The sequence below is a fragment of the Micromonospora sp. NPDC047670 genome, assembly GCF_043204915.1.
Classification (GTDB): Bacteria; Actinomycetota; Actinomycetes; order Mycobacteriales; family Micromonosporaceae; genus Micromonospora.
Window position 1 is genome coordinate 674,177 of record NZ_JBIDDA010000002.1, and the last position, 24,644, is coordinate 698,820.

Sequence of the window (24,644 nt, forward strand, 5' to 3'; positions counted from 1 at the left end):
TGGGGCGGGTGGGTCGCACCGACCCACCCGCCCCGTGCCGTGTCAGCGGTCAGCGACGTCGCCGGGCCGGCTCCGGGATGTCCGCCTCGACCCGCTCCCGCCGGATCTGGTCGTCGACGGGCTGCTGCTCGACGACCTCGTCCTTGGCGAGGTGGACCCGCTCGACGGGCACCGTGTCCTTCGCGACGACGGGCCGCTCGGCGCGCAGGGTCATCTCCTGCTCCGCCTCGCCGATGTCCGCGCGGGCACCACGGGCGTCGCCGGCGGCGATGGGCTCCCGCTCGACGTACACCTCGTCGTGCTCGACCGGCACGGTGGTGTGCACGTCCTCGGTGACGACGTACTTGCGCAGCCGCGCCGTACCGGCAGGCTGGCTCTCCGTGCCGACCCGGAGCCGCTCCTCGGACCGGATGAGGTCCTCGCCCGCGCCCGGTGCCCGCCCCCGCGAGGCGCTCGGCGCGCCCTGCGGCTGCAGGTGGTAGTGGGTGTAGAGCTGCTCGATCTGCGCCGTGTCCAGCGGCTGGTCGGTGCCGGCGTCCACCGCAGGGGCGTTCTTCACCGTCGACTTGTCGTAGTCGACCGCCAGCCCGCTGTCGGTGATCCGGGCCTTGTCCAGCGGAGCCATCGACTCCTTCTGGCCCATCAGGCCGGTCTTCACACTGACCCAGGTCGGCTCACCGGTGGCGTCGGTCCAGATCTGACCCACGCTGCCGATCTTCGACCCCGAGCGGTCCTTGACGTCCTGTCCGTACAGCGCGTTGGCCTGCTGTGCGTTGAGCTTCATTGGCCGTCTACCTCCCTCTCGTGTCAGGGGCCGGATACCCGGCCGGTGGGAGCGGATTCGTCCGCCGGCCGGTGAATAGGAGCAGCCACCGGCGGATGCCACGAGCGCCGGGGCCGGCGGGGCCATCGGGGCCGGTGGGGCTGCCGGGACAGCGGCGCCGCGGAGACCACGCGCCGGAGTCAGTCGGGCCAGACGACGCGGAGCGGCCGGGCCAGGAAGTCGGCGTACCGGCTCAGCGCGCCCTCCACCCCGTCCCGGCTCCGCCGGTCGAGGGGCACCAGCGGGAACACCCGGACCGTCACCCCCGCCTTGTCCAGGGACCGCTTCCAGGTGCCCACCACCCGGCCGCCGCGCACGACGGTCGCCTGGAACACGCCGTTGCCGCCCGGCACGATCGCGTTCCGGTGCGCGGCGTCGAGCATCAGCGAGCGGTCCTTGAAGCCCAGCAGGTACTCGTCGAAGCCGGGGAGCACCAGCAGGTCGTCGACCGGCTCGCGCGGCGCGTCCAGCAGGGCCGCGTCGACCAGTGCCTCCTCCCCGTCGACCCGCACCGTCGCCAGCGCGTCGCCGGCGGCCGCGAGACCCCGGCGCGCGTCGGTGAGCGTGAGCCCCGTCCAGCCGGCGAACTCCCGGGCGGTGACCGGGCCGTGGCCCCGCACGTACCGCTGGGCGAGGACGGCCAGCGCCTCGTCCCGCTCGGGCCGGCGCGGCGCGGGCGCCCACTCGTCGAGCAGGGCGAAGGTCTGCTCGGTGCCGACGTTCGGCGCGAGACAGGTGACACCGCGCACGCTGGCGTACCAGAGCAGGTGGTAGCCGCGCTGACCGCCGGTGCCGATCCCGGCCGTCTCCAGCGCGTCCAGGCACCGCGCCCGGGTGAGCCGGGTGCCGCCGGCCAGCGCGGCGCCGAGCACGTCGACCGCGCGGTCCGCGTCGGCCTCGGTCAGCCCGAGCTGCGCGCGGCGGGTGGCGGCGGCGGCCAGCGAGCGTACGCCGGTCAGCTCCAGCATCCAGCGGGCGTCGCGGGGCGGCACCAAGTGCACGGTGCCCCGCATCGGCCAGGTGCGCAGCGCCTCCCGGCGCTCCAGCGCGGCGTGCACGTCGTCGTGGCCGAGCGCGGGCAGCCGCACCCCGAGCGACCACATGCCGCTGGCCAGGTCCTGCGCCTGCATGGCCCCGAACCACTCCACCACGTCGGCCACCCCGCCCGGGTCGGCGGTCGGGTGCGGGCGGAGCAGCAGGCTGGTCATCCGCAGCGCGAGCGCCTCGCGCCCGCCGAGGTTCACCGTCATCGGGTTCCCTTCACAAGAGGTCGGCGGCCAGCCTAGGACCGCCCACCGACCCGTCGATCGCGCATAAGGGCGGCCGTAGTGGGAAAGCGCCCGCGAGGTACGCGCAACGGTGCGCGTGGAGGGAGCGACATGACTGCGTCCAGTGAGCCGTCCCGGCGCGGCGCCGTACCGTTGCGGTCCGGCGAGGCCGGGGCCGGCACGTCGGCGAAGACCAGCGCCGCCGCCGCCTTCGCACTGGTCTTCGGGGTGGCCGCGCTGATCAGCGTGCTGACCGTGATCCTGTCCTGGATCGGCCTGCTGCTCGGCATCATCGGCGTGATCCTGGGCATCGTCGGGCTCAAGATGGCCCGCCGGCCCGGGGTGACCGGCCGGGGCGTGGCGATCGGCGGCCTGGTGCTCAGCGCCCTGGCGGTGCTGATCGGACTGGGTTTCGCCGCCGGGATCACCACCTTCCTCAACGACGAGGGTGCCGTGGACCGGATCCAGCGGGAGGTCGACGACCTGCGCGACCGGCTCGACAACTGACCGTCGGCCCACCGCGGTGGGCCGGGCCACGCGGCCCGGCCCACGCGCGTGCGACTAGGGTGGTCCCGTGCTCCGCGAGGTCACCGGAATCCGGTACGTCACCCCGCTGCGTGAGGGCGGCTCGCTGCCCGGCGTGGTGGAGGCCGACGACCTCGGCACGTACGTGGCGAAGTTCCGGGGCGCCGGGCAGGGGCCGAAGGCGCTGGTCGCCGAGGTGATCTGCGGCGAGCTGGCCCGCCGGCTGGGCCTGGCGGTGCCGCCGCTGGTGGTGCTCGACATCGACCCGGTGATCGGGCGGGCCGAGCCCGACCAGGAGGTGCAGGAGCTGCTGCGCAACAGCGGCGGCGCCAACCTGGGCATGGACTTCCTGCCGGGCGCGCTGGGCTACGACCCGGTCGCGCACCCCGTCGAGCCGGCGCTCGCCTCCCGGGTGCTCTGGCTCGACGCCTTCGTGGAGAACGTCGACCGCAGCTGGCGCAACCCGAACCTGCTCGTCTGGCACCGCGAGCTCTGGCTGATCGACCATGGCGCGTCGCTGTACTTCCACCACAACTGGCCGCGGGCCGAGGCGGCGGTGCACCGGCCGTACCGGGCCGACGACCACGTGCTGGCGCCCTACGCCGGGCGGTTGGCCGAGGCGGACGCCGACCTGGCGCCGAGGGTGACCCGGGACCTGCTCGCCGAGGTGCTGGCCCTGGTGCCCGAGAGCTGGCTGACCGGCGCCGACTTCGACTCCGCCGACGCGGCCCGCGCGGCGTACGTGGACCACCTGGCCCGCCGGGTCGCGCGCACCGGGGACTGGTTGCCGCAGGGGAGCGCTGCGTGAGGGAACCCTTCGAGTACGCGGTCGTCCGGCTGGTGCCCCGGGTGGAACGCGGCGAGCAGGTCAACGTCGGCGTGCTGCTCTACTGCCAGCAGCGGGACTTCCTGGGAGTGCGTACCCATCTGGACGCCGGCCGGGTGCGGGCGTTGGCCCCGCAGGTCGACCTGGACGCGGTGGCGGCGGTGCTGCGGTCCTGGGACCGCACGTGCGCCGGCGACGGCCCGTCGGGCGGGATGCGCCTGGGGGAGCGGTTCCGCTGGCTGGCCGCCCCGCGCAGCACGATGATCCAGACCGGGCCGGTACACACCGGGCTGACCGCCGACCCGGCGGCCGAGCTGGAGCGGCTGATGGACGCGCTGGTCCGCTGAGCCGCCCGTCCTGATCGCGCTACGCCAGCCACGCTGCCGGCGGAGCGCGATCCCCCGTTCAGGCCCACCGGCGCGGCGGCCGCCGGTGGGACCAGGATCCCCGGTCGGCGCCCGGACAGGCACCCGATCGCATCGAAACTTGCGGAACTCTTGAGGCCCCGGCGGGTGGGTCGCGGCTCAGAGCCGCCGGTGCATGACGAGCAGGTCGACGAAGCCCTCGGCCGGGTGCCGGAACGCCTCCGGCACCCGGCCGACCACCTCGAATCCCAACGACCGCCAGAGCGCCACCGCCCGGGTGTTCGTCGCCACCACGGCGTTGAACTGCATGGCCCGGTAGCCCTCCGCGCGGGCGAGCGCCAGCACGTGCTCGCCCAGCGCGCGCCCCACCCCGCGCCCGGCGGCGGCCGGCGAGACCATGAAGCTGGCGTTGGCGACGTGGTCTCCCGGCCCGAGCTGGTTGGGCACCAGCTTCGCCGAGCCGAGCACCGTGCCGTCCGGATCGACGGCGACCACCGCGCGACCCGGCGGCGGCACCAGCCACATCGTCCGGGCCCGCGCCTCGTCGACGTCGCGGGGCCAGGTGTAGGTCTCCCCGGCGGCCACGATCTCGCGGAGGAAGGGCCAGATCCGCGGCCAGTCGTCGGCGGTGGCGGCTCTGATCAGCATGGCCCCAGCATCGCTCAGGCCGGCGCACGGGCGCAGCCGGGCGCCGGCCGTTTGCCGACGCGGGTGCCGGGTAGTCGCCGGAGCTGACCCGACATGAGGGGGGGAAACACCTGATGGCTGCCCAGATCAAGGTCGCGGTGATCTACTACAGCGCGACCGGCATCACGTACCAGATGGCGCAGGCGGCGTGCGAGGCCGCCGGTGAGGCCGGCGCCGAGGTGCGCCTGCGCAAGGTGCGCGAGCTGGCGCCGGACGAGGCGATCCGTTCCAACTCCGGCTGGCAGGCGCACCGCCTGGAGACCCAGGACGTCCCCGAGGTGCAGCTGGACGACCTGTCCTGGGCCGACGTGGTGATCTTCGGGACGCCCACCCGGTACGGCGTGATGGCCGCCCAGCTCAAGCAGTTCATGGACACCACCGGGCCGCTGTGGTCGCAGGGCGCCCTGGCGAACAAGGTCTACTCCGCGTTCTGCACCACGGCCACCTCTCACGGCGGCCAGGAGGCGACCCTGCTGTCGATGTTCAACGTCTTCTACCACTGGGGCGGGGTCGTGGTCACCCCCGGCTACACCGACGCCAGCCAGTTCGTCGCCGGCAACCCCTACGGCGCCTCGCACACCAGCAACAACGGTGAGATCGCGCCGGACAGCATCGCCCTCGGCGCCACCGCGTTGACCGTCCGCCGGGCGGTGCAGATCGGTGCCGCCCTGAAGGCCGGCCTGGCCGGCTGAGCCGGCGGCGACCGGCGGCCCGGGCGGGGGCTCTCGGCCCGTCCGGACCGCCGGTCGCCCCCAGCCCTACCCCCGTGCGGCGCGACTATGCGCCCTCGGCCGCCCCGGTGGTCGCCGACAGCTCCCCGGCCGGCGCCGGCAGCAGCCCGGCCAGCAGGTCGGCGAGGACCGCCAGGCCGTCCGGGCTGAGCACCGACTCGGGGTGGAACTGCACCCCCGCGACGCCCCGTCCGCGCAGCGCGTGCACCGCGCCGTCCACGCCGTCCCGCGCCACCTCCACCGGCCCGTACGGTGTCGGCAGCCGGTCGGCGTCCGCTCGGGCGGTGAACGTCGAGTAGAAGCCCACCCGGCGGCGCGCGCCGAAGACCTCCACCTCCCGCTGGAGCCCCTGGTAGGGGGCGTCCCGGCGGTGCAGCGCCAGCCCGAGCAGGCCGCAGAGCAGCTGGTGGCCCAGGCAGACCGCCAGGGTCGGCCGACCCTCGGCGAGCAGCCCGGCCAGCAGACCGCGCATCGCGAGCATCTTCGGCTCGGTCGTGCTCCCCGGGTCGCCCGGGCCGGGACCGACCACCACCAGGTCGAATCCGGCCACGGCACCGGGGGCGTGCCACGGTCGCAGCGTCACGGCCAGGCCCAGCGCGCGCAGCTGGTGGGCCAGCATCCCGGTGAAGGTGTCCTCGCCGTCGACGATGAGCACCCGCCGCCCGTCCAGCCCGGGCAGGCCGGGCGCGTCCGCGGCGCGCTGGTCCAGCCAGAAGCGGGCCAGCGGCGCGTTGCGGGCGGCCAGCGCCGCGCGGACCTCCGGGTCGTCGGCGAGGCGTACCGGCGGGCGCGCGCCGGACGCGGGCGCCTGCGGGCCCAGCCCCAGCGCGGCGAGCACGCCCGCCGCCTTCGCGTGCGTCTCGGCCACCTCGCCGGCGGCCGTGGAGTGCCGGACCAGGGTGGCCCCGACCGGCACCCGCAGCTCACCCGAGGGGGAAATCTCGGCGGTACGGATCAGGATCGGCGCGTCCAGGGTCTGCCGCCCGGCCTCGTCGCGCCCGAGCAACGCCAGCACCCCGGCGTAGTAGCGCCGCCCGGCGTGCTCGTGCCGGGCGATCACCCGGCAGGCGTTCTCCATCGGGCTGCCGGTGACGGTGGGGGCGAACATCGTCTCCCGCAGCACCTCCCGCACGTCCTTCGTGCCCCGGCCGGCGAGCAGGTACTCGGTGTGCGCGAGATGGGACATCTCCTTGAGGTACGGCCCGACCACCTGGCCGCCGTGTTCGGCGACGGTGGCCATCATCTTCAGCTCCTCGTCGAGGACCATGTACAGCTCCTCGACCTCCTTGGGGTCGGCGAGGAAGCGCAGCAGCGCGTCCCGGTCGGCGTCCGCGCCGGTGTGCCGGAAGGTGCCGCTGATCGGGTTCATCATGACCAGGCCGTCGTCGACGCTGACGTGCCGTTCCGGGCTGGCCCCGACCAGGATCCGGGTGCCGGTGTGCACCACGAAGGTCCAATACGCCCCGCGCTCGCCCGACAGCAGCCGGCGCAGCGCGGCGAGCGCGGCGACCAGCGGCGGCCCCTCGACGGTGGCGCGCAGACAGCGGTGGATGACGAAGTTCGCGCCCTCGCCACGCCCGATCTCCTCCGCGAGCACCCGGCCGACGGTGGCCGCGTACGCGTCGTCGCCGACGTCGAAGCCGGCGTCGGCGGTGCGCACCGGCACGTCGGGCAGCGCGGCGAGCGCCTCGGCCAGATCGATCCGCTCGTGCCGGGCGATCTCCAGGCACTCCAGCGGGACGCCGTCGTCGACGCAGGCGAAGCCCCGTTCGGTGACCTGTCGGAACGGCACCAGCGCCAGCGTCCTTGGGCCGGGCCCCCCGTCGGGCAGTGGGATGTCGGCGAGGCGAGGCACCGCGCGTACGGCGCCGGTGAACAGCTCCAGGTGGTCGGCGCCCTCGCGCCGCACGAGCGCGAAGGGGCCGGGGTCGTCGCCGGCGGCGACGGCGGCCAGCAGCTCGGTCAGGTGGGTCATCGGGTCTCCTCGGGCCGGGCGCCGCCCGGCGGGGCGACCGGGAGGGCCGGAGAGAGACCGGCGGCCGCCTCGTCGGGCGGCCGCGTGGGAAGCTACGCGCGGGGGATGGCCGCCGGGTCGGCGGGCCACCAGCAGGACAGGTGCGCGAGCATGGCGTCACCCTACGCGGCCCGCCCGCACGCCGGGAAGCCGATCGGGCGTACGGCCCACCCGCTGGGACGCCGGGTCGCGGCGCAGCGGGTAACTTGACCCGCGATGAACATTCTCGCGCTCGATCTGGGTACCTCCTCGGTACGTGGGCTCGTGCTGGACGCGGACGCCCGGCCGCTGCCCGGCGCGCTGGCCCGGCGCCGGGTGAGTCTCGTCGTGCACGACGACGGCACCGGCACCCTGGACGGCCCCGGCTACCTGGCCTGCCTGACCGACTGCCTGGACGAGCTGGCCGCCGGCGGGTACCTGCGCGACGTGTCCCTGGTGGCGACCTCCGCGCAGTGGCACTCGGTGGTTCCCCTGGGCGCCGACGGCGCGCCCCTCGGGCCGGTGCTGACCTGGTTGGACACCCGCCCGGAGGCACTGCCGGGGGCGACGGGCCCGGCCGACCCGGACGCGTTCCACCAGCGCACGGGCGCGTGGTGGCACCGCTGCTACTGGTCGGTGCGGCTGCCCTGGCTGCGGGAGCAGACCGGCACGCGGATCGCCCGGTTCGCCGGCCTGGCCGAGTACGTGCTGGGCGAGCTGCTCGACTCCGCCCCCATGTCGATCTCCCAGGCGTCCGGTACGGGCCTGCTGGACCTGCGGACGCTCACCTGGGACGCCGAGGCCTGCGCGCTGGCCGGCAGCCGGCCCGACGAGCTGCCGGAGCTGGCCCCGACGCGGTGGCGGGGCCGGCTGCGCCCCGCGTACGCGCGGCGCTGGCCGCAGCTCACCGACGCGCCCTGGGCCTGCCCGGTGGGCGACGGCGCGGCGTCGAACGTGGGCTCCGGCTGCGTCGAGCCGGACCGGGCCGCGGTGACCGTGGGCACCTCGGCGGCGGTCCGGCTGGTGCAGCGCGTTCCGGCGGGCGAGGAACTGCCCGCGCTGCCCGAGGCGCTCTGGCGCTACCGGGTCGACCGCGACCACGTGGTGACCGGCGCCGCGTACTCCTCCGGCGGCAACCTCTTCGCCTGGGCCGACCGGGAGCTGCGGCTGCCCGCGGGCGCCGAGCTGGACGCGGCGCTGTCCCGGCTGCCGCCCGACGGCGGCCTGCCGGTGAACGTGCGGTTCGGCGGGGACCGGCCCCCGGGCCTGCTCCCGGCCGGCTCGGGGGAGCTGCGGGGGCTGAGCTTCGGCACCACGGCCGTGGAGATCCTGGCCGGGCTGATGCGCGGCCTGTGCGACCTCGTCGCGGGCGACCTGGCCGTGCTGGAGTCCACCGTCGACAAGCCGGTCGAGGTGGTGCTCGGCGGGGGAGCGATGACCGCCTCGCCCTGGTGGCGCGCGGCGTTCGCCGCGGCGCTCGCACCCCGGGCCGTGTGGCACGGACGCGATCCGGAGGTCGGGGCGAGCGGCGCGGCGCTGATCGCGCTGGGGCGCATCGGGGACGCCACCCGGCTCGCCGACATCGGCCGGACGGACGAGACCGCCTCACCCTCCTGAGTCGCACCTCAGCCCGGCCCGTTGACACAGCTCGCGGGCCTGATTGGATGGACTCCGCTCCCCGGCTCGCGGCGGACGCGAGGGGACGTAGGAGGCACGTGTGGGCGCAGGTCCGGACCCGGCGCGGGGCGCGGTGCCCCACCACCGCCGGCGCCGGTTCGACGTCCGGGTCGTCCCGCACCGCCGCCGCTCGCCGTTCCGGTTGCGGGACTGGCGGATGCGCACCAAGCTCGCCACCGTGCTGGTCATCCCCTCGGTGGCGTTCCTGGTGCTGGCCGGGGTGCAGACCCGGGCCCTGGTCGGGCAGACCACCGCGCTCGGCGACTTCGCCCGGCAGGTGGGCATCGGCCGGGAGATCACGGTGCTGGTGCACCAGCTCCAGCAGGAGCGGGACCGCGCCGCCGGTGAGCTGAGCGAGCTGCGGCGCAGCGGCGCGGGCGCCGACCGGGACGCGGCCATCATCGCGCTGAAGCCGCTGCAGAGCGCGACCGACCAGGCCCTGCGTGAGCTGCGCCGGGCGGCGGAGCCGCTGGCCGACGCCGACGCGTCCTGGCGGGTCGCGTACTCGGAGGTGCTGGAGGCGTACCAGCAGGTCGTCTACATCCGGGCTGCGATCCCCCCGGCGGTGCTGGGCAGCGACACCATCCTCAGCAACTACCACCGGGCCGTCGACGCGCTGCTCAGCCTCCTCGCCGAGCCGTCGCCCGGCGAGAACCAGCCCGCCCTCAGCGACGCGGTGCTGCGCTACGTCCAGCTCGCCCGGGTCAAGGAGCTCTCCTCCCGGGTCCGCGCCCGGCTCTACGAGGCCGCCCGGTCCGGCCGGTACGGCGTGGAGGACCAGGTGGTCCTGACCGACCTGCGAGCCCAGCAGCTCACCGCGCTGGGCGCGTTCCGGGTCGCCGCCACCACCGCGCAGATCCGCCGCTACGACGAGATCGCCGCCGACCCCGCGTTCCTGGCCGCCGCCCGGTTGGAGGAGCAGAGCCTGCCGACCGGCGCCGCCCCGCCGGCCGTGCTGCCCGCTCCACAGTGGTGGGCGGCCAGCGAGCAGCGCCAGGAGCTGCTGCGCCAGGTCGAGGCGTCGGTGCTCGACGACGCCGTACGCCAGGCCGACGAGGTGAGCGCCGCGCAGCTGCGGGCCACGCTGCTGGTCATCGGCGTGATCGTCGCGGTGCTGCTGGTGGCCCTGCTCATCTCCGTCCTGGTCGGCCGGTCCATCGCCCGCTCCATGCGGCTGCTGCGCGGCCAGGCCCTGCGGATCGCCCAGGTCGAGCTGCCGGACGCCCTGGACCGGCTCCGCACCGTGACCGGCGGCGTCCCCACCATCGAGGTCCCGCCGGCGGTGGTCCGCTCCCTCGACGAGATCGGCGAGCTGGCCGAGGCGTTCGTCGCGGTGCACCGCAGCGCGGTCGGCGTCGCCGTGGAGCAGGCCACCACGCGACGCAACGTCAACGCGATGTTCGTCAACCTCGCGCGGCGCAGTCAGGTGCTCGTCGAACGCCAGCTGGAGCTGCTGGACGACCTGGAACGCGAGGAGAGCGACCCGGACCAGCTGGAGAACCTGTTCAAGCTCGACCACCTGGCCGCCCGGATGCGGCGCAACGACGACAGCCTGCTGGTGCTGGCCGGGACCGAGTCGACCCGCCGGTGGAACCGGCCGGTGGGGTTCGGCGCGGTGCTGCTCGCCGCCAGCGCCGAGATCGAGCAGTACCAGCGGGTGCGCCACGAGGCGGTGGCCGACCTGCACATCGTCGGGCACGCCGTCGGTGAGCTGGTCCACGTCCTCGCCGAGCTGCTGGAGAACGCCACCTCGTTCTCCCGCCCCGACACGGTGGTGGTGGTCACCGCGTGCGCCGACGGCGCGGGAGCGGTCGTCGAGATCACCGACGAGGGCCTCGGCATGAGCCCGTCCGCCCTGGCCGAGGCGAACGCCGTCCTCGCCACGCCGCCGGCCGCCGACGTGGCGACCGTCGAGCGGATGGGCCTGTTCGTGGTCAGCCACCTGGCCGCCCGGCTCGGGGTCGAGGTGCGGCTGCGCGCCGGTGCGACCGCCGGCCTCGTCGCCCGGATCCGGCTCCCCGGCGACCTGCTGGCCCCATCGGTGCCGACCGAGGCGGACGCGTCCCCGGCGCGGATGCTGACCTCCGCGGTCGCCGCCGTGGCCTGGGCCGGCGCGCCGGCCCCGGACGAGATGCCGGTGGCCGGGCGGCGCCCGGAGGCCGTCGCGCCCCGCCAGGCGCGGCCGGTCCCGGTGCGGGCGGAGGACGTGCTGGCGCCGGCGGGCGGATCGACCGTGCCGGCCGGGGGAGGCTGGTGGTCCCGCCAGGGGCCGGCGCCAGCCCCCGCGCGGGAGACCTCGCCCACCCCGCCCGCCGTCCCGGTGACCGGCGGGACCAACGCCCGCGGACTGCCCGTACGGGTGCCGATGGCTCAGCTCTCCGCCGTCACCCGGTCGGCGCGACCGGAGCAGCCCGCGGTACGCCACGACCCGGACCCGGAGGCGGTCGGCGGCATGCTGTCGCGGCTCTACAGCGGCGTCCGGCGGGCCGAAGCCGAGGACACCACCGAGATATTCATGCCGCCCGGCGGCGTGCGCACCGAAGGGGGAGATCGATGACGACGTTGAGCCAGGAGGCCCGCGACCTGAGCTGGCTGGTCAGCGCCTTCGCGCAGCGGGTGCCGGGGGTGGCGCACGCCATCGTCGTGTCCTCCGACGGCCTGCTGGTGGCGGTCTCCGACAACCTGCCGCGGGACCACGCCGACAAGCTCTCCGCGGTGACGTCGGGGCTGATGAGCATCACCGCGGGCGCGGCGCAGATGTTCGACGGGGACGTGGTCAAGCAGACCGTCGTCGAGATGGGACGCGGATACTTCCTGGTCATGCAGGTGCGCGACGGGTCCATCCTGGCCACGCTGGCCGGCGCGGACGCCGACATCGGCGTGGTCGGCTACGAGATGGCGCGGCTGGCCAAGCAGGCGGGGGAGATGCTGACCCCGGCGCTGCGGGCGGAGTTGCAGCAGGCCCTGCCCCGCTGATGCCGGGCCGTGCGCCGGCCCGCCGTCGGCGGTGCGGTGGCGGCTCCCGCCGGTGTCGCGCCGACGCCCGCCGGGGACCGCGGTGACCGCCGACGCCCGCCGGTGACCGCCGACGCCCGCTGGTGGCCGGCGCCGCCGCACGGCCGGCGCGGGTGCCGGCGTCAACGGTGCCGCTCGCGGTAGTCCTGTGGCGAAACGCCATAGGTCGCCCGGAAGAGCCGGCTGAAGTGGGCCTTGTCGGCAAAGCCCCACCGCGCGGCGATGACGTGGATCGGCTGCCCCGCCATCAGCGGGGTGGCGAGGTCCCGCCGGCAGCGTTCCAGCCGCTGCCGGCGGACCAGTTCCGCGACCGTGACGTCCTCGTTTTCGAACAGCCGGTGCAGCGACCGCAGGGAGATGTGGTGGGCGGCCGCGATCGCGCGCGGGGTCAACTCCGGATCGTCGAGGTGCCTCTCGACGAAGTCCCGGATCCGTACGCGCAGGGTGCGTTGGTGGACCTCGTTCGGCAGGATCTCGGCAGCGTCCAGCCGGTGGGCCAGCGTGCCGGCCACCAGATCCATCGTCATCGCGCCCAGGACGACGGCGTCGGAGGCGTCGTACTGCTCCGGGTACGTCACGAGGCGACGCACGAACTGGGCGAGCAGCGCGGCCATGCCGGTGTCGGACGGGATCGACGTGGCGAGCAACCGGCGGACCTTGTTCGCCGGCAGCGGCAGCGCCCGGTGCGGGATCACGACGGAGATGGACCCGGCGAGTTCCGGCCCGGTCGAGAGGTGGCGAGCGACGAACGGGCGGCAGTTGTCGAGGAACGTGAACGACGCCGGTGCGACGGTCGACTCGTTGCGGTCCTGGCTGATGGCGCTGTCCCCGGCCGTCGTCAGCACGAACTGGTAGGTGTCCGGCTGGCTGGTGCGTACCAGCCTCGAGGTTCGCCTGGTGTGCAGGGTGGGATAGCGCAGGGCGGCGAGCTTCACGGTCCCGAGGTCCACGCTCTTGGCCTCGGCGAGGAAGTCGTTTAGGTGTGGGCTGCTGATGACGGTGGGAGCGGCCTCCTGCTCGATCACCTCGTACCAGCAGGCGAACCGGTCGCGCGGCGGAAGCAGCGACGTGTCGAGGACCTGGCATGGCAGCACCCCGTCACCCACCCTCACGTACGCCGATCCCGGGGATCGTACTCACGGGTGCCGGGTGGAGGTTGTCCGGGCGCAACGAGGTGACCGGTGGCGGCCACGGCGCCGTCGTGGGTGGTGGGTGGCGGTGAGCCGACCGGCGCGGACGGGCGCCATGCTGCCGGCGACGCACCGGCCCGCCCCACGGGACGGCCGGCGCGTCGCCGACCGCTCACCAGGGCAGCGGCCCGTCCTCGTCGAAGTAACCCCCGCTCGGCCCGTCGGCCGGCAGGGTCGCCAGCCGGATGGCGACCGACGCCCCCTGGCGGGGGGTGCGGTCGCCCTCGCCGCCGTTCATGTCGGTGGCGCAGTAGCCGGGGTCGGCCGCGTTGACCTTGATGGGTGTCTCCCGCAGCTCGTTGGCGTAGCAGACGGTCACCGCGTTGACCGCGCTCTTCGAGGCGTTGTAGGCCACCATCGGCAGCCGGGAGTTGGGCGACGTCGGATCGGTGGTGAGGGTCAGTGAGCCCAGCCCGCTGGACAGGTTGACGATCCGTCCGGCCGGTGCGCGGCGCAGCAGCGGCAGCAGCGCGTTGGTCACCGTCACCACCCCGACCACGTTCGTCTCGAAGGTGTCGCGTACCGCCTCGATCGGGGCGGCGCTGGGGGCGACGCCGAAGTCGAGCAGCACCGCGGCGTTGTTGACCAGCACGTCGAGCCGGCCGTGGGCCCGCTCGACGGTGTGCGCGGCGGCGCGCACCGACTCCGGGTCGGTGACGTCCAACCGCACCGTCGACACGTCGTACCCCTCGGCGGCGAGCTTCTCGGCCGCCTCCCGGCCCCGCGTCGCCGACCGGGCGCCGATCAGCACCCGCAACCCCGCCGCGGCCAGCCCGCGGGCGATCTCGTACCCGATTCCCTTGTTGGCCCCCGTGACGAGGGCGACCTCTGCGCTCATGCCGCAACCCTGCGGCGCCCGGGTCGGGGCCGGGAAGGCACCGGCCGTCCAGGGACCGACGGTCCCTGGACGGCGCTCGTGGGGGCGGCATCATGGTGGGATGGATCGCGCCCTGCTCGCCGACTTCCTCCGCAGCCGACGCGCCCGGGTACGTCCCGAGGAGGTCAGCCTGCCCTCCGGCACCCGTCGCCGCACTCCGGGGCTGCGTCGGGAGGAGGTCGCCCGGCTCGCCGCGATCTCGGTGGACTACTACAACCGACTGGAGCAGGCCCGGGCGCCGCGGCCGTCCCGGCAGGTGCTCGCCGCGTTGGGACGCGCCCTGCTGCTCTATCCGACCGAGCGGGCGCACCTGTTCCGCCTCGCCGGCGAGGTGCCCGACCCGCCGGCCCGCCCGGACGACGTCGTGCCGCACGGGTTGCGGCACCTGCTCGACCGGCTCACCGACACCCCCGCCTACGTCATCGACGCCCGGTACGAGCTGCTCGCCTGGAACTCGCTGGCGGTGGCCGTGCTCGGCGACCCGGACGACTGGGCGCCGGACGAGCGCAACCTGGCCTGGCGGATGTTCCGGGGCCGGCCCGGCCCGGTCCTCGACCAGGCCGGCGCGGGGGCCGTGGCCGCGCGGTGCGTGGCGGACCTGCGCGCGGCGGCCAGCCGCTACCCGGACGATCCGGCCCTGGGGCGGCTGCTGGCCCGGCTCCGCGCCGACAGCCCCGAGTTCGACCGCCGTTGGCGCGACCACGGGGTCTGCGTGCGCGACGTCCCGGACCGCGTCGTGCTGACCCACCGGGCCGTGGGCGAGCTGGCGCTGGACCGCGAGGTGCTGGAGCTGGCCGAGGGCGGGCAGCGCCTGGTGCTGCACACCGCGTCGGACGGCCGGTCGGCGGAGGCGCTGCGGCTGCTCGGCGTCATCGGGGCTCACTGGCGGACGGCGTCGGCGAGCTGACCGACGCGGACGTCGCCGTGAGCGCGCAGCCGGGCGGGCCCGCCGCGAGGCCGCCCACCGGCGCGGCGGCCCGTCCGGCCGCCGGCTGGTGCGGCGCCGTCGCGGTCAGAGGCCGTTGGCGGCGATGACCTGGCGGTACCAGTGCGCGCTGCGCTTGAGCACGCGCCGCTGGGTCGGGTAGTCCACGTAGACGAGACCCCAGCGCTGGTCGTACCCCTCGGCCCACTCGAAGTTGTCCAGCAGGGACCAGACGTGGAAACTCTCCAGGGGCACGCCGGCGGCCACGGCCCGGTGGGCGGCGGCGAGGTGGTCACGCAGGAAGCTGATCCGCCCGGCGTCGTCGACCGTGCCGTCGGCGCCGAGCACGTCCGGGGTGGGCAGCCCGTTCTCGGTGACGGTGAGCGGGATCGGGCCGTAGTCGCGGGTCACCCGGGTCAGGATGTCGTACATGCCCTCGGGGTAGATCTGCTGCCAGTCGGCCTCCGAGGTGGGCCAGCGCCGGGTGGTGTCGCCGTCGGGGGTGACGTAGTACGGCGTGTAGTACTGCACGGCCAGCAGGTCCACCGGCGCGGAGATGGTGACCAGGTCACCGTCGCGGATGCCGCGCACCATGCGGCTGTCGGGCCCGAGGTCGTCGAGCACGTCCTGCGGGTAGCGGCCGGTGAGGATCGAGTCGAGATAGAGGCGGTTCTCGTAGCCGTCGTAGAGCCGGGCGGCGCGGGCCGCCTCGGGCGACGCGTCGGCCGGGTAGCAGGGGTGCAGGTTGAGGGCCGGGCCGATCCGGCCGGGGCCGGTGGCGCGCAGCGCCGCGACGGCGAGCCCGTGGGCGAGCTGGAGGTGGTGGGCGACCAGGTACGCGGCGGCCGGGTCCTGCCGGCCCGGTGCGTGGTGTCCCCAGAGGTAGCCGTTCTGCACCACCGTCTTCGGCTCGTTGACGGTCAGCCAGACCGGCACCCGGTCGCCGAGGGCACGGAAGACGATCTCGGCGTAGTCGGCGAAGCGGTGGGCGACATCGCGCGACTCCCAGCCCCCGGCGTCCTGCAGGGCCTGCGGCAGGTCCCAGTGGAACAGCGTCGCCATCGGGGCGATGCCCCGCTCGTGGAGCCCGTCGACCAGCCGGCGGTAGAAGTCGAGCCCGCGCTGGTTGGGGGCGCCGGCGCCGTCGGCCTGCACGCGGGGCCAGGAGATGGAGAACCTGTAGCTGCGCAGGCCGAGGTCGCGCATCAGGTCGAGGTCCTCGGCGTACCGGTGGTAGTGGTCGGCCGCGACGTCGCCGGTGTCGCCGTTGCGCGTGCGTCCCGGCGTACGGCTGAAGGTGTCCCAGATCGACTCGCCCCGGCCGTCCTCCTTGGCCGCGCCCTCGATCTGGTACGCCGAGGTGGCCGCGCCCCAGCCGAAGTCCGGCGGGAAACGCAGGTCGCCGGCGGGCGTGTCCGCCGTGCGCGGCGCGGGACTCTCGTCCCGGTCGGCGCAGCCGGCGACCGCGGCGGCGCTGGCGGCGGTGGTCGCGGCGGCGCCCAGCCCGGTGCCGGTGGCGGCGCTGGCGGTGGCGGTGGCGGAGATCGCGGCGTGGCGGAGCAGCCGCCGCCGGGTGAGCATCGACATGGGGTTCTCCTCGTGGGTTGCGTGGCCACCGCCGGGCCGGGAGCGCTCCCAGCATAGCCAGGAGCCGCCAACCGGTCGCCGCCGGCCGATCCGGTCGGTGCCGGCCGGTGCGACGGCGCTCGGAGATGGTGGGAAGGGGGTGCGGCGTGCGCCCGTGGGCGGCGGTGCGGGGCGGGGCGCGCGGTGGCGCGCCGGCGCGGGACGGCCGGCCGTGCGGGGTGCCGCGGGATCGGCGCGCCGGCGGGTCGCCGGTGGCGGGACGTCGCCGGGTGGGCGGTGCGGCCGGACAGCGGACGAGGCCGGTCGGAAGGGCGACACGGCCAGTCCCGTCGGCCTCTTTTCCCATCGTGCAAGGAGGTTTAGTGTGGGGACGGGGGAGGGCAACCCCCGTCCCCACCGTTGCTGCACACGCACGGGCGGAATTGGCGTCCTGTCGTGCGTGTCGCGCGGGAGCCGGGCCACGCGAGTGGCTTGAGGATCCACCTCCCTCCACGTTGGCGGGATGACGGCTGACGGCGGCGTCCGGGCTGGCCCGCCGTCAGCCCTCGGGCTGACTCCCCGGGCTCCGTCGGACGGACCCCGGGTGATCTTCCAGTTGGAACCTTGTCGATGGAAGCGCTCCCATCGACGATGCTGCGACTGTAACGCCCGTCACGGCTTTGTGAAAGACCCAAAACGAGATCGAAACAAGTGACTGCTCCGTGCGTCCGCGCCATTGTGGGAGCGCTTCCATGCGTGGCACACTGACGCCACCGCGACGCGGAGCCAGATCGCGCGAACCGTGGGTGGCCGAGGGCAGCCGGTGTCTCCGGTACGGCACCCGACGCGGCCGGCGCAGCCCCCGCAGGGGCGCCGCCCGCCGTAACCCCGGCCCGGGCCGGGGTCGACCACCATCCCCGGGCGCCTGGAATCCCCCTTCGTGGGCAGGCGCCCCGCCGGGGCCTTCGTCCCCGGCCAGGTCCGAGGAGACACCGCGCTCATGAGACATCTGGCAAGACGTCGCCGCCTGGCGATGGTCGCCGCCACCGCGCTCGCCGTCGGCGGGGTGACCCTGCCGGCCGGTGCCGCCCAGGCCGCCCCGGCCTGCGACGTGGTCTACGCGACCAGCGACTGGAACAACGGCTTCACCGCCAACGTCACCATCAAGAACCTCGGCGACCCGATCAACGGCTGGACGCTGAAGTTCGCCTTCCCCGGCGACCAGCGGGTGACCCAGGGCTGGTCGGCCAAGTGGAGCCAGACCGGCAAGGAGGTCACCGCCACCAACGAGTCGTGGAACGGCAGCCTCGGCACCGGCGCCTCGACCAGCATCGGCTTCAACGGATCGCACAGCGGCAGCAACCCGAAGCCGACCTCGTTCTCCGTCAACGGGGTGACCTGCGGCGGCACCCAGCAGCAGCCGCCGACGGTCGGGCTCAGCGTGCCGGCCGGCCCGTTCGAGGCCCCCGCCGACGTGCCGCTGACCGCCACCGCCAGCGACCCGGACGGGACGATCAGCAAGGTCGAGTTCTACCGCAACGGCCTGCTGGTCAACACCGACACCACCGCCCCGTACGGCTACACCCTCGAGGACCTGCCGGCCGGCGCGTACACCGTCCAGGCCAAGGCGTACGACAACGCCAACCTGAGCGCCACCGCGGAGAAGTCCTTCACCGTCACGCCGGCGTCCGGGCCGGTGCTGGTCGCCACCCCGTCGGCGGTGAGCGTGAGCGAGGGCGGCAGCTCGGCGGTCAACCTCAAGCTCAGCGCCGCGCCGACCGCCAACGTCCCGGTCTCCCTCGCCCGCACCGGGGACGCCGACATCACCGTCGCGCCGACCTCGGTGACCCTGACCCCGAGCAACTGGAACACCGGGGTGAACGTGACCGTCGCGGCGGCGGAGGACACCGACACGCTCGGCGGCACCGCCACCGTCACCGCCTCGGCGACCGGGTACGCGCCGCTGGCGATCACCGCCACCGAGATCGACAACGACAACGGCGGCGGGGACAACACCTACGTCAAGCGGTTCCTCGACCAATACGGCAAGATCAAAAACTCGGGCTACTTCAGCCCCGAGGGCGTGCCGTACCACTCCATCGAGACGCTGATCGTCGAGGCGCCCGACCACGGCCACGAGACCACCTCGGAGGCGTTCAGCTTCTGGCTCTGGCTGGAGGCCAACTACGGGCGGGTGACCCAGAACTGGGCGCCGTTCAACAACGCCTGGACGGTCATGGAGAAGTACATCATCCCGTCGCACGCCGACCAGCCGAGCGCGGGCGCCGCCGGCACCCCGCAGTACGCGGCCGAGCACGACCTGCCCAGCCAGTACCCGTCCCAACTGGAGCCCTCCGTGCCGGTCGGACAGGACCCGCTGCGCAGCGAGCTGCAGTCCACCTACGGCACCGGTGACATCTACGGCATGCACTGGCTGCTCGACGTGGACAACACCTACGGCTTCGGCCGCTGCGGCGACGGCACCAGCCGCCCGACGTACATCAACACCTTCCAGCGGGGCACCCAGGAGTCGGTGTGGGAGACCGTGCCGCAGCCGTCCTGCGACACCTTCGCCCACGGCGGCCGGTACGGCTACCTCGACCTGTTCATCAAGGAGGCCAACGCCCCGGCGAAGCAGTGGAAGTACACAAACGCCCCGGACGCCGACGCCCGCGCCGTGCAGGCCGCCTACTGGGCCCTGACCTGGGCCAAGGAGCAGGGCAAGGAGGCCGACGTGGCGGCCACCGTGGCCAAGGCCGCCAAGATGGGTGACTACCTGCGCTACGCCATGTTCGACAAGTACTTCAAGAAGATCGGCAACTGCGTCGGCGCCAGCGCCTGCCCGGCGGGCACCGGCAAGGACTCGGCGCACTACCTGATGTCCTGGTACTACGCCTGGGGCGGCGCGTACGAGCCGAACCAGAACTGGTCGTGGCGGATCGGCTCCAGCCACAACCACTTCGGCTACCAGAACCCGTTCGCGGCGTGGGCGCTGACCAACGTCAACGAGCTGAAGCCGAAGTCGCCGACCGCCGTCGCCGACTGGACCAAGAGCTTCGAGCGGCAGCTGGAGTTCTACACCTGGCTCCAGTCCGCCGAGGGCGGCATCGCCGGCGGCGCGACCAACAGCTGGGGCGGCAACTACGGCCAGCCCCCGGCCGGCACGTCGACCTTCTACGGCATGTACTACGACGTCGACCCGGTCTACAACGACCCGCCGTCGAACCAGTGGTTCGGCATGCAGGCCTGGTCGATGCAGCGCATCGCCGAGCTCTACCTGCAGACCGGCAACGCCAAGGCCAAGGCGCTGCTGGACAAGTGGGTGCCGTGGGCGATCGCCAACACCACGCTGGGCGCCAACTGGTCGATCCCGTCGGACATGAAGTGGACCGGCCAGCCGACCACCTGGAACCCGACCAACCCGCAGCCCAACACCAACCTGCACGTCGAGGTCACCGTGAAGGGCCAGGACGTCGGCGTCGCCGCCGCCTACGCCCGGACCCTGATCGCGTACGCGGCCAAGTCGGGCAACGTGGCGGCGAAGGACACCGCCAAGGGGCTGCTGGACGCCCTGCACGCCGCCAGCGACGCCCAGGGCGTCTCCACCACGGAGAAGCGCGGCGACTACCGCCGCTTCGACGACGTCTACGACGCCGGCACCGGCCAGGGCCTCTACGTGCCGCCGGGCTGGACGGGGACGATGCCCAACGGTGACGCCATCGCCGCCGGCAAGAGCTTCGTCGACATCCGTTCCTTCTACAAGAACGACCCGGCTTGGCCGAAGGTCCAGGCGTACCTCAACGGCGGCCCCGAGCCGGAGTTCAACTACCACCGGTTCTGGGCCCAGGCCGACGTCGCCATGGCGTACGCCGACTACGGCAAGCTGTTCCCCAACGGCTGAACCAGCTCCTCCGGGTGGGCGGCGCCGCTCGCCCACCCGGAGGCCGACCGGGCGAGGGGCACGTGAGCCCGGTCGGCGGACGGCCTGACTCCCACGGTCAGGCCGGGGTGGGCCGGCCCTTCGGCCGACGCAGCGGAGCGGACCGGCCCACCCCACCACCCGGATACGCAACGGGCGCGAAAAAGCCCGCAAAAACAGGTCTCGCGGGATCACGCGCGGGACCGCGACGGAGTAACGTACGTCACCGGAGAGGCCGCTCCCCCCGTGGCGGCCTCTCCCTCTATGTGTCCGCCGCCACGGCGGGCCGCGCCGGGGCGACCGGGTGCCGCAGCCCCGGATGGCCGGCCGGCAACGACCGGCGCACCACCACCCAGCTCACCGCCAGCGCGGTCGCCACCAGCGGCCAGGTCAGCGCCACCCGGGCGACCGTCAGCGCGACCACCTCGTCGCCGAGCCACAGCGGCAGGAACACCGCCACCCGCAGCACGTAGGTGGCCGCCCACACCCAGCTGCCCCGGCCGTACGCGCGCAGCAGCGCCCGATCACGCCGCCACCGGCCGCGCTGCCCGAGCGCGACGCCCACCACCACCCCCAGCAGCGGCCAGCGCACGACGATGCTGACCACCCACGCCAGCGCGCTCGCCGCGTTGGAGAGCAGCTGGACGAGGAAGAAGTCCTCGGCGCGTCCGGTGCGCAACGCGACCAGCGCGGCCACGCAGACCGCCAGCAGCCCGACCAGCACCGAGCGCGGCCGGTCGCCCCGGCGCAACCGCCAGCCGGCCAGCACCGCGCCGGTGACCACCGCCGCGCCGACGCCGCCCCACAGCGAGTGGCCGCCGAGCAGCCAACCGGCCGTGAACGCCACCGGTGGCAGGGTGGCGTCGACCGCGCCCCGGCGCCCGCCCAACAGGTCGGCGAGCGTCTCCGGTCGATCCGCCGGGGCGGTCTCGCGCTCCGGTGTCCTGGTCACCGCACCTCCTCACGTCCGTCGTCAAACGTAGTCGCCGCCGGTGGGCGGGCCACCGGGCGACCGGGACGGGCCGGCCGCTACGGTGTGCGGGTGCGAGCGACGCCGAGGGGTTGGACCGCGGTCTGGTTGGTCGTCCTGGCCATCGTCCAGGCGGCGGCGTTCCTCGCCGTGTGGCGGGTCGCCGTGCACGCCGAGGTGGGCCAGTGGCTCGACACCGTCGCCCTGACCGGCAACCGGATCGGCCAGGACCGCATCGACGGCCCGGTGGACCGGATCCTCAACGCCATGTCGGTCGTGTCGCTGCTGGCGGCGACCGCGGTGATCGGCTTCATCGCGCTGATCCGGGGTCGCATCGCGCTCGCCGTCACGGCCACCCTGCTGATCGCCGGCGCCAACGGCACCACCCAACTGCTCAAGTACGGCCTGACCCGGCCGGACTTCGGCGTCGACCCGGAGCGGATCTACGCCGGCAACAGCCTGCCGAGTGGGCACGCCACGGTGGCCGCGTCCGTCGCGGTGGCGCTGGTGCTCGTCCTGCCGCGCAAGGTACGGGCGCTCGGCGCCTTCCTCGGGGCCGGCTACGCCGCGGTCGCCGGGGTCGCCACCCTCTCCGCCGGCTGGCACCGGCCCAGCGACGCGGTGGCGGCGTTCCTGGTGGTCGGGGTGTGGGCGGCGCTGGCCGGGCTGCTGCTGCTGGTCACCCAGCGGGAGCAGGCGCAGGTGGAGTCGGCCGACGCGCACCGGGTCGCCGCCGCGGTGCTCGGCGTGGGCGGCGTGCTGGCGGCGGTGGCCTGCGGGCTCGCGTTGGCCTGGTTGGTCGACCTGCGCGGCACCCCGCCCGACGAGCTGGCCCGCCGGCCGCTGTTCGTCGGCTACGCCGGCAGCGCCGCCGGCATCGCCGGGACGATGGGCGTGGTGATGGCGCTGGTGCTGGCCGCCGTGCACCGGCTGGTGCCCCGCGTCAAGGGCTGACCGCGGCTTTGCCGCCTCGCGCCCGGGGCCGAACCCGCGTCAGCGGGAGTAGGTGCCGACCATCGTTCCGCTGGCGAGGTCCCGCTGCACGAGCGCGCGGTGCACGTCGGCGGCGCGCGGCGTGTCGGGCAACTCCAGGGGCCGGTCCAGCGCGTAGAGCCGGAAGAAGTACCGGTGTGGGTCGTCGCCCTGCGGCGGGTGCGGCCCGCCCCACCCGGTCGTGCCGAAGTCGTTGGGCCACTCCCGGCCGCCCAGGGGCACCCCGCCCTCGGGCGCCCCGGCCGAAGTCGGCGCGATGCCCGTCACCAGCCAGTGCAGGAACGGGGTCTTGCCGGCGTCCGGGTCCTCGACGAAGAGGACCAGCTCGGTCGCGGACTCCGGCACCTGCGACCACTCCAACGGCGGCGAGATGTTGCCGCCCTCGCGGGCGAAGCGGCTCGGCAACGTGTCGTGGTCGTTGAACGCGGTGCTGCGCAGCATGATCCCCGCCATCGGTGGTGCTCCTCTCCTCGGCCCGGCCGCGCGTACCCGCCGGACGGCCGCCGAAACGGCCCGCGGGGCGTGATCGGCGGCGTGAGAGGGTCTGCGGTGGCGGGTGCGGACGGGGGGAGGACCGGTGGAGCGGGTACGGGCGGCGTTCCGGGACGAGTGCGGGCGGCTCGGGGAGGTGCTGCGCGGCGTCGACGAGGGCGATCTCGACCGCCCCACCGACTGCCGTCCCTGGACGGTGCGGGAACTGCTGGCTCACGTGCGCACCGGCGCCGGGCGCCTGGTGGACATGCTCGCCGCGCCCGCGCCGCCGCGTGCCGAGGTCGACGCCGCCGGGTACTACGGCGCCGCCAAGTTCACCCCGCCGGTGGACGCCGCCCGCGTCGACAGCGGCCGGCGGGAGGCTCGGGAACTCGACGGCCCGGCCCTGGTGGCCGACTTCGACCGCGCCTGGCGGGACGCCCTCGACGCCGTGGACGCCCAGCCGCCCGGCCGGGTGGTGCGCACCCGGCACGGCGACGCGATGGCGCTGACCGAGTTCCTGCGTACCCGCGTGGTGGAGGTAGGGGTGCACGGCCTGGACCTGGCGGCGGCGCTCGACCGGGAGCCGTGGCTGACGAGCACCGCGGCGGAGGTCGTCGCCGACCTGCTCACCGGTGGCCGGCCCGTTCCGGCGGAGCTGGGCTGGGACCGGCTCACGCTGATCCGCAAGGCGACCGGCCGGGCGCACCTCACCGCCGGGGAGCGGGCAACCGTCGACGCCGCCGGCTTCCGCTGGCTCTCGTTCGGCGGCTGACCCGACCCCGGTGCCGCCCGTCGGCCGGACCGCCCACCGCGCGACCCGTCGTCGGGCACCGACCGCCGGGGACGGCCACCGGATCAACGGTGCCGTTCGGCGGCCGGGGGCAGCGGGTCAGGTCGCGGCGAGCGGGTCCGCCGCCGCGCGGGGCGCGGGCACCCGGGGGACGGCCTTGCGCAGGTGGTCCAGCACCACCGGGTCGATCCGGCCGGGCACCAGCCGCTCCTCCAGGTTCTCCATGCCCGCCCAGGCGAAGAGCGCCTCCTCCGGCTGGTCCGGGTCGACCGGCAGGCCCAGCGCGGTCAGCAGCGCGCCGACCTCGGCGGCGACCGCGCCCGTCAGGTCGAGCAGGGTGGCCGGGTCGGGCCGGCCGAACAGCAGGGTGTGTACCGCGAGCAGCCGACCCAGCTCGGCCACCGGATCGGGGTGGTCGTCGACCCGCAGGTCGACCAGGACGTCGCTGGTGCCGCCGTACCCACCGCCGCGCTCGACCACCAGCAGCCCGGCGCTCTGCCGGCCGCGCCGGTCGCCGCCGGCCTGGTCCCCGGCGCGCAGCGCGGCGAGCAGCCGGTCGGGGAACGGCAGCGCCGCCCCGCCCAGCCAGGCGTCGCGCACCGCGTCGATCACCTGCGGACCGGCCAGGATGTTGCCCTGCGCCGCCCAGCCGTCCCCGGCCTGGCCGCCGGCCCACGGGTGGCAGGCCGGGCCGGTCCAGGTCGCGCCCGCGCCGGTGGCGGCGACCACGCCGACCTGGCGGTGGTCCCGGTCCGGGTCGGCGGCGACCAGGCCGGCGACCACGTCGGCCGCGGCCACCCTGGTGCGCAGCAGGGTCAGCCCCTGCGGCCGGTACGCGAGGTTGACGTGCGCCTGGGTGGCGAGCGCGCCGACCTCGGCCTCGGCGGCCGGGACCAGCGCGCCGGCGGCCAGGAACCTGCTGGCCACGACGACGCCGTGCAGGCGGCTGTCGTCGGATCGGGCGACGAGCGAGAAGGTCACGCATGGAGACTAACGCCCTCCACCCCGTGCGCATCCGTGCTGTTCGATG

Annotated in this window: 21 protein-coding genes; 11 read left to right on the forward strand and 10 right to left on the reverse strand. The window is 74.8% G+C overall.

The features are described 5' to 3' along the window. Positions 1-49 precede the first annotated feature (49 nt). Complete coding sequence (locus ACGF7U_RS07690) at positions 50-784, reverse strand: YsnF/AvaK domain-containing protein (protein ID WP_393104028.1); 735 nt, start codon at positions 782-784, stop codon at positions 50-52. Between the two features lie 179 nt (positions 785-963). Continuing rightward, on the reverse strand, positions 964-2,073 hold the full coding sequence (locus ACGF7U_RS07695; protein ID WP_393104030.1) for a winged helix DNA-binding domain-containing protein: 1,110 nt from the start codon (positions 2,071-2,073) through the stop codon (positions 964-966). Positions 2,074-2,202: 129 nt separating this feature from the next. On the opposite strand from ACGF7U_RS07695, the gene ACGF7U_RS07700 reads away from it, so the two are divergent. The 3 genes from ACGF7U_RS07700 to ACGF7U_RS07710 all read left to right on the forward strand — a co-directional run bounded on the left by ACGF7U_RS07700 (position 2,203) and on the right by ACGF7U_RS07710 (position 3,789). Further along, on the forward strand, positions 2,203-2,598 hold the full coding sequence (locus tag ACGF7U_RS07700) for a DUF4190 domain-containing protein (RefSeq protein ID WP_393104032.1): 396 nt from the start codon (positions 2,203-2,205) through the stop codon (positions 2,596-2,598). Between the two features lie 67 nt (positions 2,599-2,665). Next, a complete protein-coding gene (locus tag ACGF7U_RS07705) occupies positions 2,666-3,424 on the forward strand; it encodes a HipA family kinase (RefSeq protein WP_393104034.1) in 759 nt (252 codons plus the stop codon). Next, positions 3,421-3,789, forward strand: a complete 369-nt coding sequence (locus ACGF7U_RS07710; protein WP_393104036.1) for a DUF3037 domain-containing protein — start codon at positions 3,421-3,423, stop codon at positions 3,787-3,789. Before ACGF7U_RS07705 ends, ACGF7U_RS07710 begins: the two co-directional genes overlap by 4 nt. 177 nt (positions 3,790-3,966) lie before the next feature. Here ACGF7U_RS07710 and ACGF7U_RS07715 read toward each other — a convergent pair whose 3' ends face one another. Next, positions 3,967-4,455, reverse strand: coding sequence for a GNAT family N-acetyltransferase (locus ACGF7U_RS07715; RefSeq protein WP_393104038.1), 489 nt, complete (start codon positions 4,453-4,455; stop codon positions 3,967-3,969). A 113-nt stretch (positions 4,456-4,568) separates the two neighbouring features. On the opposite strand from ACGF7U_RS07715, the gene wrbA reads away from it, so the two are divergent. Next, positions 4,569-5,186 (forward strand): NAD(P)H:quinone oxidoreductase, encoded by a 618-nt coding sequence (gene wrbA / locus ACGF7U_RS07720; RefSeq protein WP_393104040.1) that lies wholly within the window; start codon positions 4,569-4,571, stop codon positions 5,184-5,186. A gap of 85 nt (positions 5,187-5,271) precedes the next feature. Here the strand turns inward: wrbA and ACGF7U_RS07725 are convergent, their stop codons facing one another. Continuing rightward, on the reverse strand, positions 5,272-7,200 hold the full coding sequence (locus ACGF7U_RS07725; RefSeq protein ID WP_393104042.1) for a chorismate-binding protein: 1,929 nt from the start codon (positions 7,198-7,200) through the stop codon (positions 5,272-5,274). Positions 7,201-7,455: 255 nt separating this feature from the next. Here ACGF7U_RS07725 and ACGF7U_RS07730 point away from each other — a divergent pair, with 255 nt between their 5' ends. The 3 genes from ACGF7U_RS07730 to ACGF7U_RS07740 all read left to right on the forward strand — a co-directional run bounded on the left by ACGF7U_RS07730 (position 7,456) and on the right by ACGF7U_RS07740 (position 11,871). Beyond that, on the forward strand, positions 7,456-8,835 hold the full coding sequence (locus ACGF7U_RS07730) for an FGGY family carbohydrate kinase (RefSeq protein WP_393104044.1): 1,380 nt from the start codon (positions 7,456-7,458) through the stop codon (positions 8,833-8,835). 100 nt (positions 8,836-8,935) lie between these two features. Then, a complete protein-coding gene (locus ACGF7U_RS07735; RefSeq protein ID WP_393104046.1) occupies positions 8,936-11,452 on the forward strand; it encodes a nitrate- and nitrite sensing domain-containing protein in 2,517 nt (838 codons plus the stop codon). Between the two features lie 5 nt (positions 11,453-11,457). Further along, positions 11,458-11,871, forward strand: a complete 414-nt coding sequence (locus ACGF7U_RS07740) for a roadblock/LC7 domain-containing protein (RefSeq protein ID WP_393104175.1) — start codon at positions 11,458-11,460, stop codon at positions 11,869-11,871. A 161-nt stretch (positions 11,872-12,032) separates the two neighbouring features. On the opposite strand, the gene ACGF7U_RS07745 is transcribed toward ACGF7U_RS07740, so the two are convergent. Then, positions 12,033-13,022 carry a helix-turn-helix domain-containing protein gene (locus ACGF7U_RS07745; RefSeq protein ID WP_393104048.1) on the reverse strand — a complete coding sequence of 330 codons (990 nt, stop codon included), beginning with the start codon at positions 13,020-13,022 and terminating at the stop codon, positions 12,033-12,035. A 190-nt stretch (positions 13,023-13,212) separates the two neighbouring features. Beyond that, on the reverse strand, positions 13,213-13,938 hold the full coding sequence (locus ACGF7U_RS07750) for an SDR family oxidoreductase (RefSeq protein ID WP_393104050.1): 726 nt from the start codon (positions 13,936-13,938) through the stop codon (positions 13,213-13,215). Between the two features lie 100 nt (positions 13,939-14,038). Between ACGF7U_RS07750 and ACGF7U_RS07755 the strand changes: the two genes are divergently transcribed. Then, positions 14,039-14,884 carry a helix-turn-helix transcriptional regulator gene (locus ACGF7U_RS07755; protein WP_393104052.1) on the forward strand — a complete coding sequence of 282 codons (846 nt, stop codon included), beginning with the start codon at positions 14,039-14,041 and terminating at the stop codon, positions 14,882-14,884. Positions 14,885-14,989: 105 nt separating this feature from the next. On the opposite strand, the gene ACGF7U_RS07760 is transcribed toward ACGF7U_RS07755, so the two are convergent. After that, positions 14,990-16,489, reverse strand: a complete 1,500-nt coding sequence (locus ACGF7U_RS07760) for a GH1 family beta-glucosidase (protein ID WP_393104054.1) — start codon at positions 16,487-16,489, stop codon at positions 14,990-14,992. A 988-nt stretch (positions 16,490-17,477) separates the two neighbouring features. Between ACGF7U_RS07760 and ACGF7U_RS07765 the strand changes: the two genes are divergently transcribed. Beyond that, the gene (locus ACGF7U_RS07765; protein ID WP_393104177.1) at positions 17,478-20,369 is read left to right on the forward strand and encodes a glycoside hydrolase family 48 protein; all 2,892 of its coding nucleotides are present in this window, start codon (positions 17,478-17,480) and stop codon (positions 20,367-20,369) included. 280 nt (positions 20,370-20,649) lie between these two features. Here ACGF7U_RS07765 and ACGF7U_RS07770 read toward each other — a convergent pair whose 3' ends face one another. Then, positions 20,650-21,339 carry a DUF3159 domain-containing protein gene (locus ACGF7U_RS07770; RefSeq protein ID WP_393104056.1) on the reverse strand — a complete coding sequence of 230 codons (690 nt, stop codon included), beginning with the start codon at positions 21,337-21,339 and terminating at the stop codon, positions 20,650-20,652. 84 nt (positions 21,340-21,423) lie between these two features. On the opposite strand from ACGF7U_RS07770, the gene ACGF7U_RS07775 reads away from it, so the two are divergent. Continuing rightward, positions 21,424-22,311: a phosphatase PAP2 family protein gene (locus tag ACGF7U_RS07775; protein ID WP_393104058.1), complete on the forward strand. Its 888-nt coding sequence runs from the start codon at positions 21,424-21,426 to the stop codon at positions 22,309-22,311. A 39-nt stretch (positions 22,312-22,350) separates the two neighbouring features. On the opposite strand, the gene ACGF7U_RS07780 is transcribed toward ACGF7U_RS07775, so the two are convergent. Continuing rightward, positions 22,351-22,803 carry a YbhB/YbcL family Raf kinase inhibitor-like protein gene (locus ACGF7U_RS07780; RefSeq protein WP_393104060.1) on the reverse strand — a complete coding sequence of 151 codons (453 nt, stop codon included), beginning with the start codon at positions 22,801-22,803 and terminating at the stop codon, positions 22,351-22,353. A 91-nt stretch (positions 22,804-22,894) separates the two neighbouring features. On the opposite strand from ACGF7U_RS07780, the gene ACGF7U_RS07785 reads away from it, so the two are divergent. Further along, positions 22,895-23,596, forward strand: a complete 702-nt coding sequence (locus ACGF7U_RS07785) for a maleylpyruvate isomerase N-terminal domain-containing protein (RefSeq protein WP_393104179.1) — start codon at positions 22,895-22,897, stop codon at positions 23,594-23,596. A 117-nt stretch (positions 23,597-23,713) separates the two neighbouring features. Here ACGF7U_RS07785 and ACGF7U_RS07790 read toward each other — a convergent pair whose 3' ends face one another. Further along, the gene (locus ACGF7U_RS07790; protein ID WP_393104062.1) at positions 23,714-24,595 is read right to left on the reverse strand and encodes a DUF1028 domain-containing protein; all 882 of its coding nucleotides are present in this window, start codon (positions 24,593-24,595) and stop codon (positions 23,714-23,716) included. Positions 24,596-24,644 lie beyond the last annotated feature (49 nt).

Bases quoted from the DNA above. Each gene is read 5' to 3' on its own strand.
- ACGF7U_RS07690 (WP_393104028.1), bottom strand. From the start codon at position 784: ATGAAGCTCAACGCACAGCAGGCCAACGCGCTGTACGGACAGGACGTC.
- ACGF7U_RS07695 (WP_393104030.1), bottom strand. From the start codon at position 2,073: ATGACGGTGAACCTCGGCGGGCGCGAGGCGCTCGCGCTGCGGATGACC.
- ACGF7U_RS07700 (WP_393104032.1), top strand. From the start codon at position 2,203: ATGACTGCGTCCAGTGAGCCGTCCCGGCGCGGCGCCGTACCGTTGCGG.
- ACGF7U_RS07715 (WP_393104038.1), bottom strand. From the start codon at position 4,455: ATGCTGATCAGAGCCGCCACCGCCGACGACTGGCCGCGGATCTGGCCC.
- wrbA (WP_393104040.1), top strand. From the start codon at position 4,569: ATGGCTGCCCAGATCAAGGTCGCGGTGATCTACTACAGCGCGACCGGC.
- ACGF7U_RS07725 (WP_393104042.1), bottom strand. From the start codon at position 7,200: ATGACCCACCTGACCGAGCTGCTGGCCGCCGTCGCCGCCGGCGACGAC.
- ACGF7U_RS07730 (WP_393104044.1), top strand. From the start codon at position 7,456: ATGAACATTCTCGCGCTCGATCTGGGTACCTCCTCGGTACGTGGGCTC.
- ACGF7U_RS07750 (WP_393104050.1), bottom strand. From the start codon at position 13,938: ATGAGCGCAGAGGTCGCCCTCGTCACGGGGGCCAACAAGGGAATCGGG.
- ACGF7U_RS07755 (WP_393104052.1), top strand. From the start codon at position 14,039: ATGGATCGCGCCCTGCTCGCCGACTTCCTCCGCAGCCGACGCGCCCGG.
- ACGF7U_RS07760 (WP_393104054.1), bottom strand. From the start codon at position 16,489: ATGTCGATGCTCACCCGGCGGCGGCTGCTCCGCCACGCCGCGATCTCC.
- ACGF7U_RS07780 (WP_393104060.1), bottom strand. From the start codon at position 22,803: ATGGCGGGGATCATGCTGCGCAGCACCGCGTTCAACGACCACGACACG.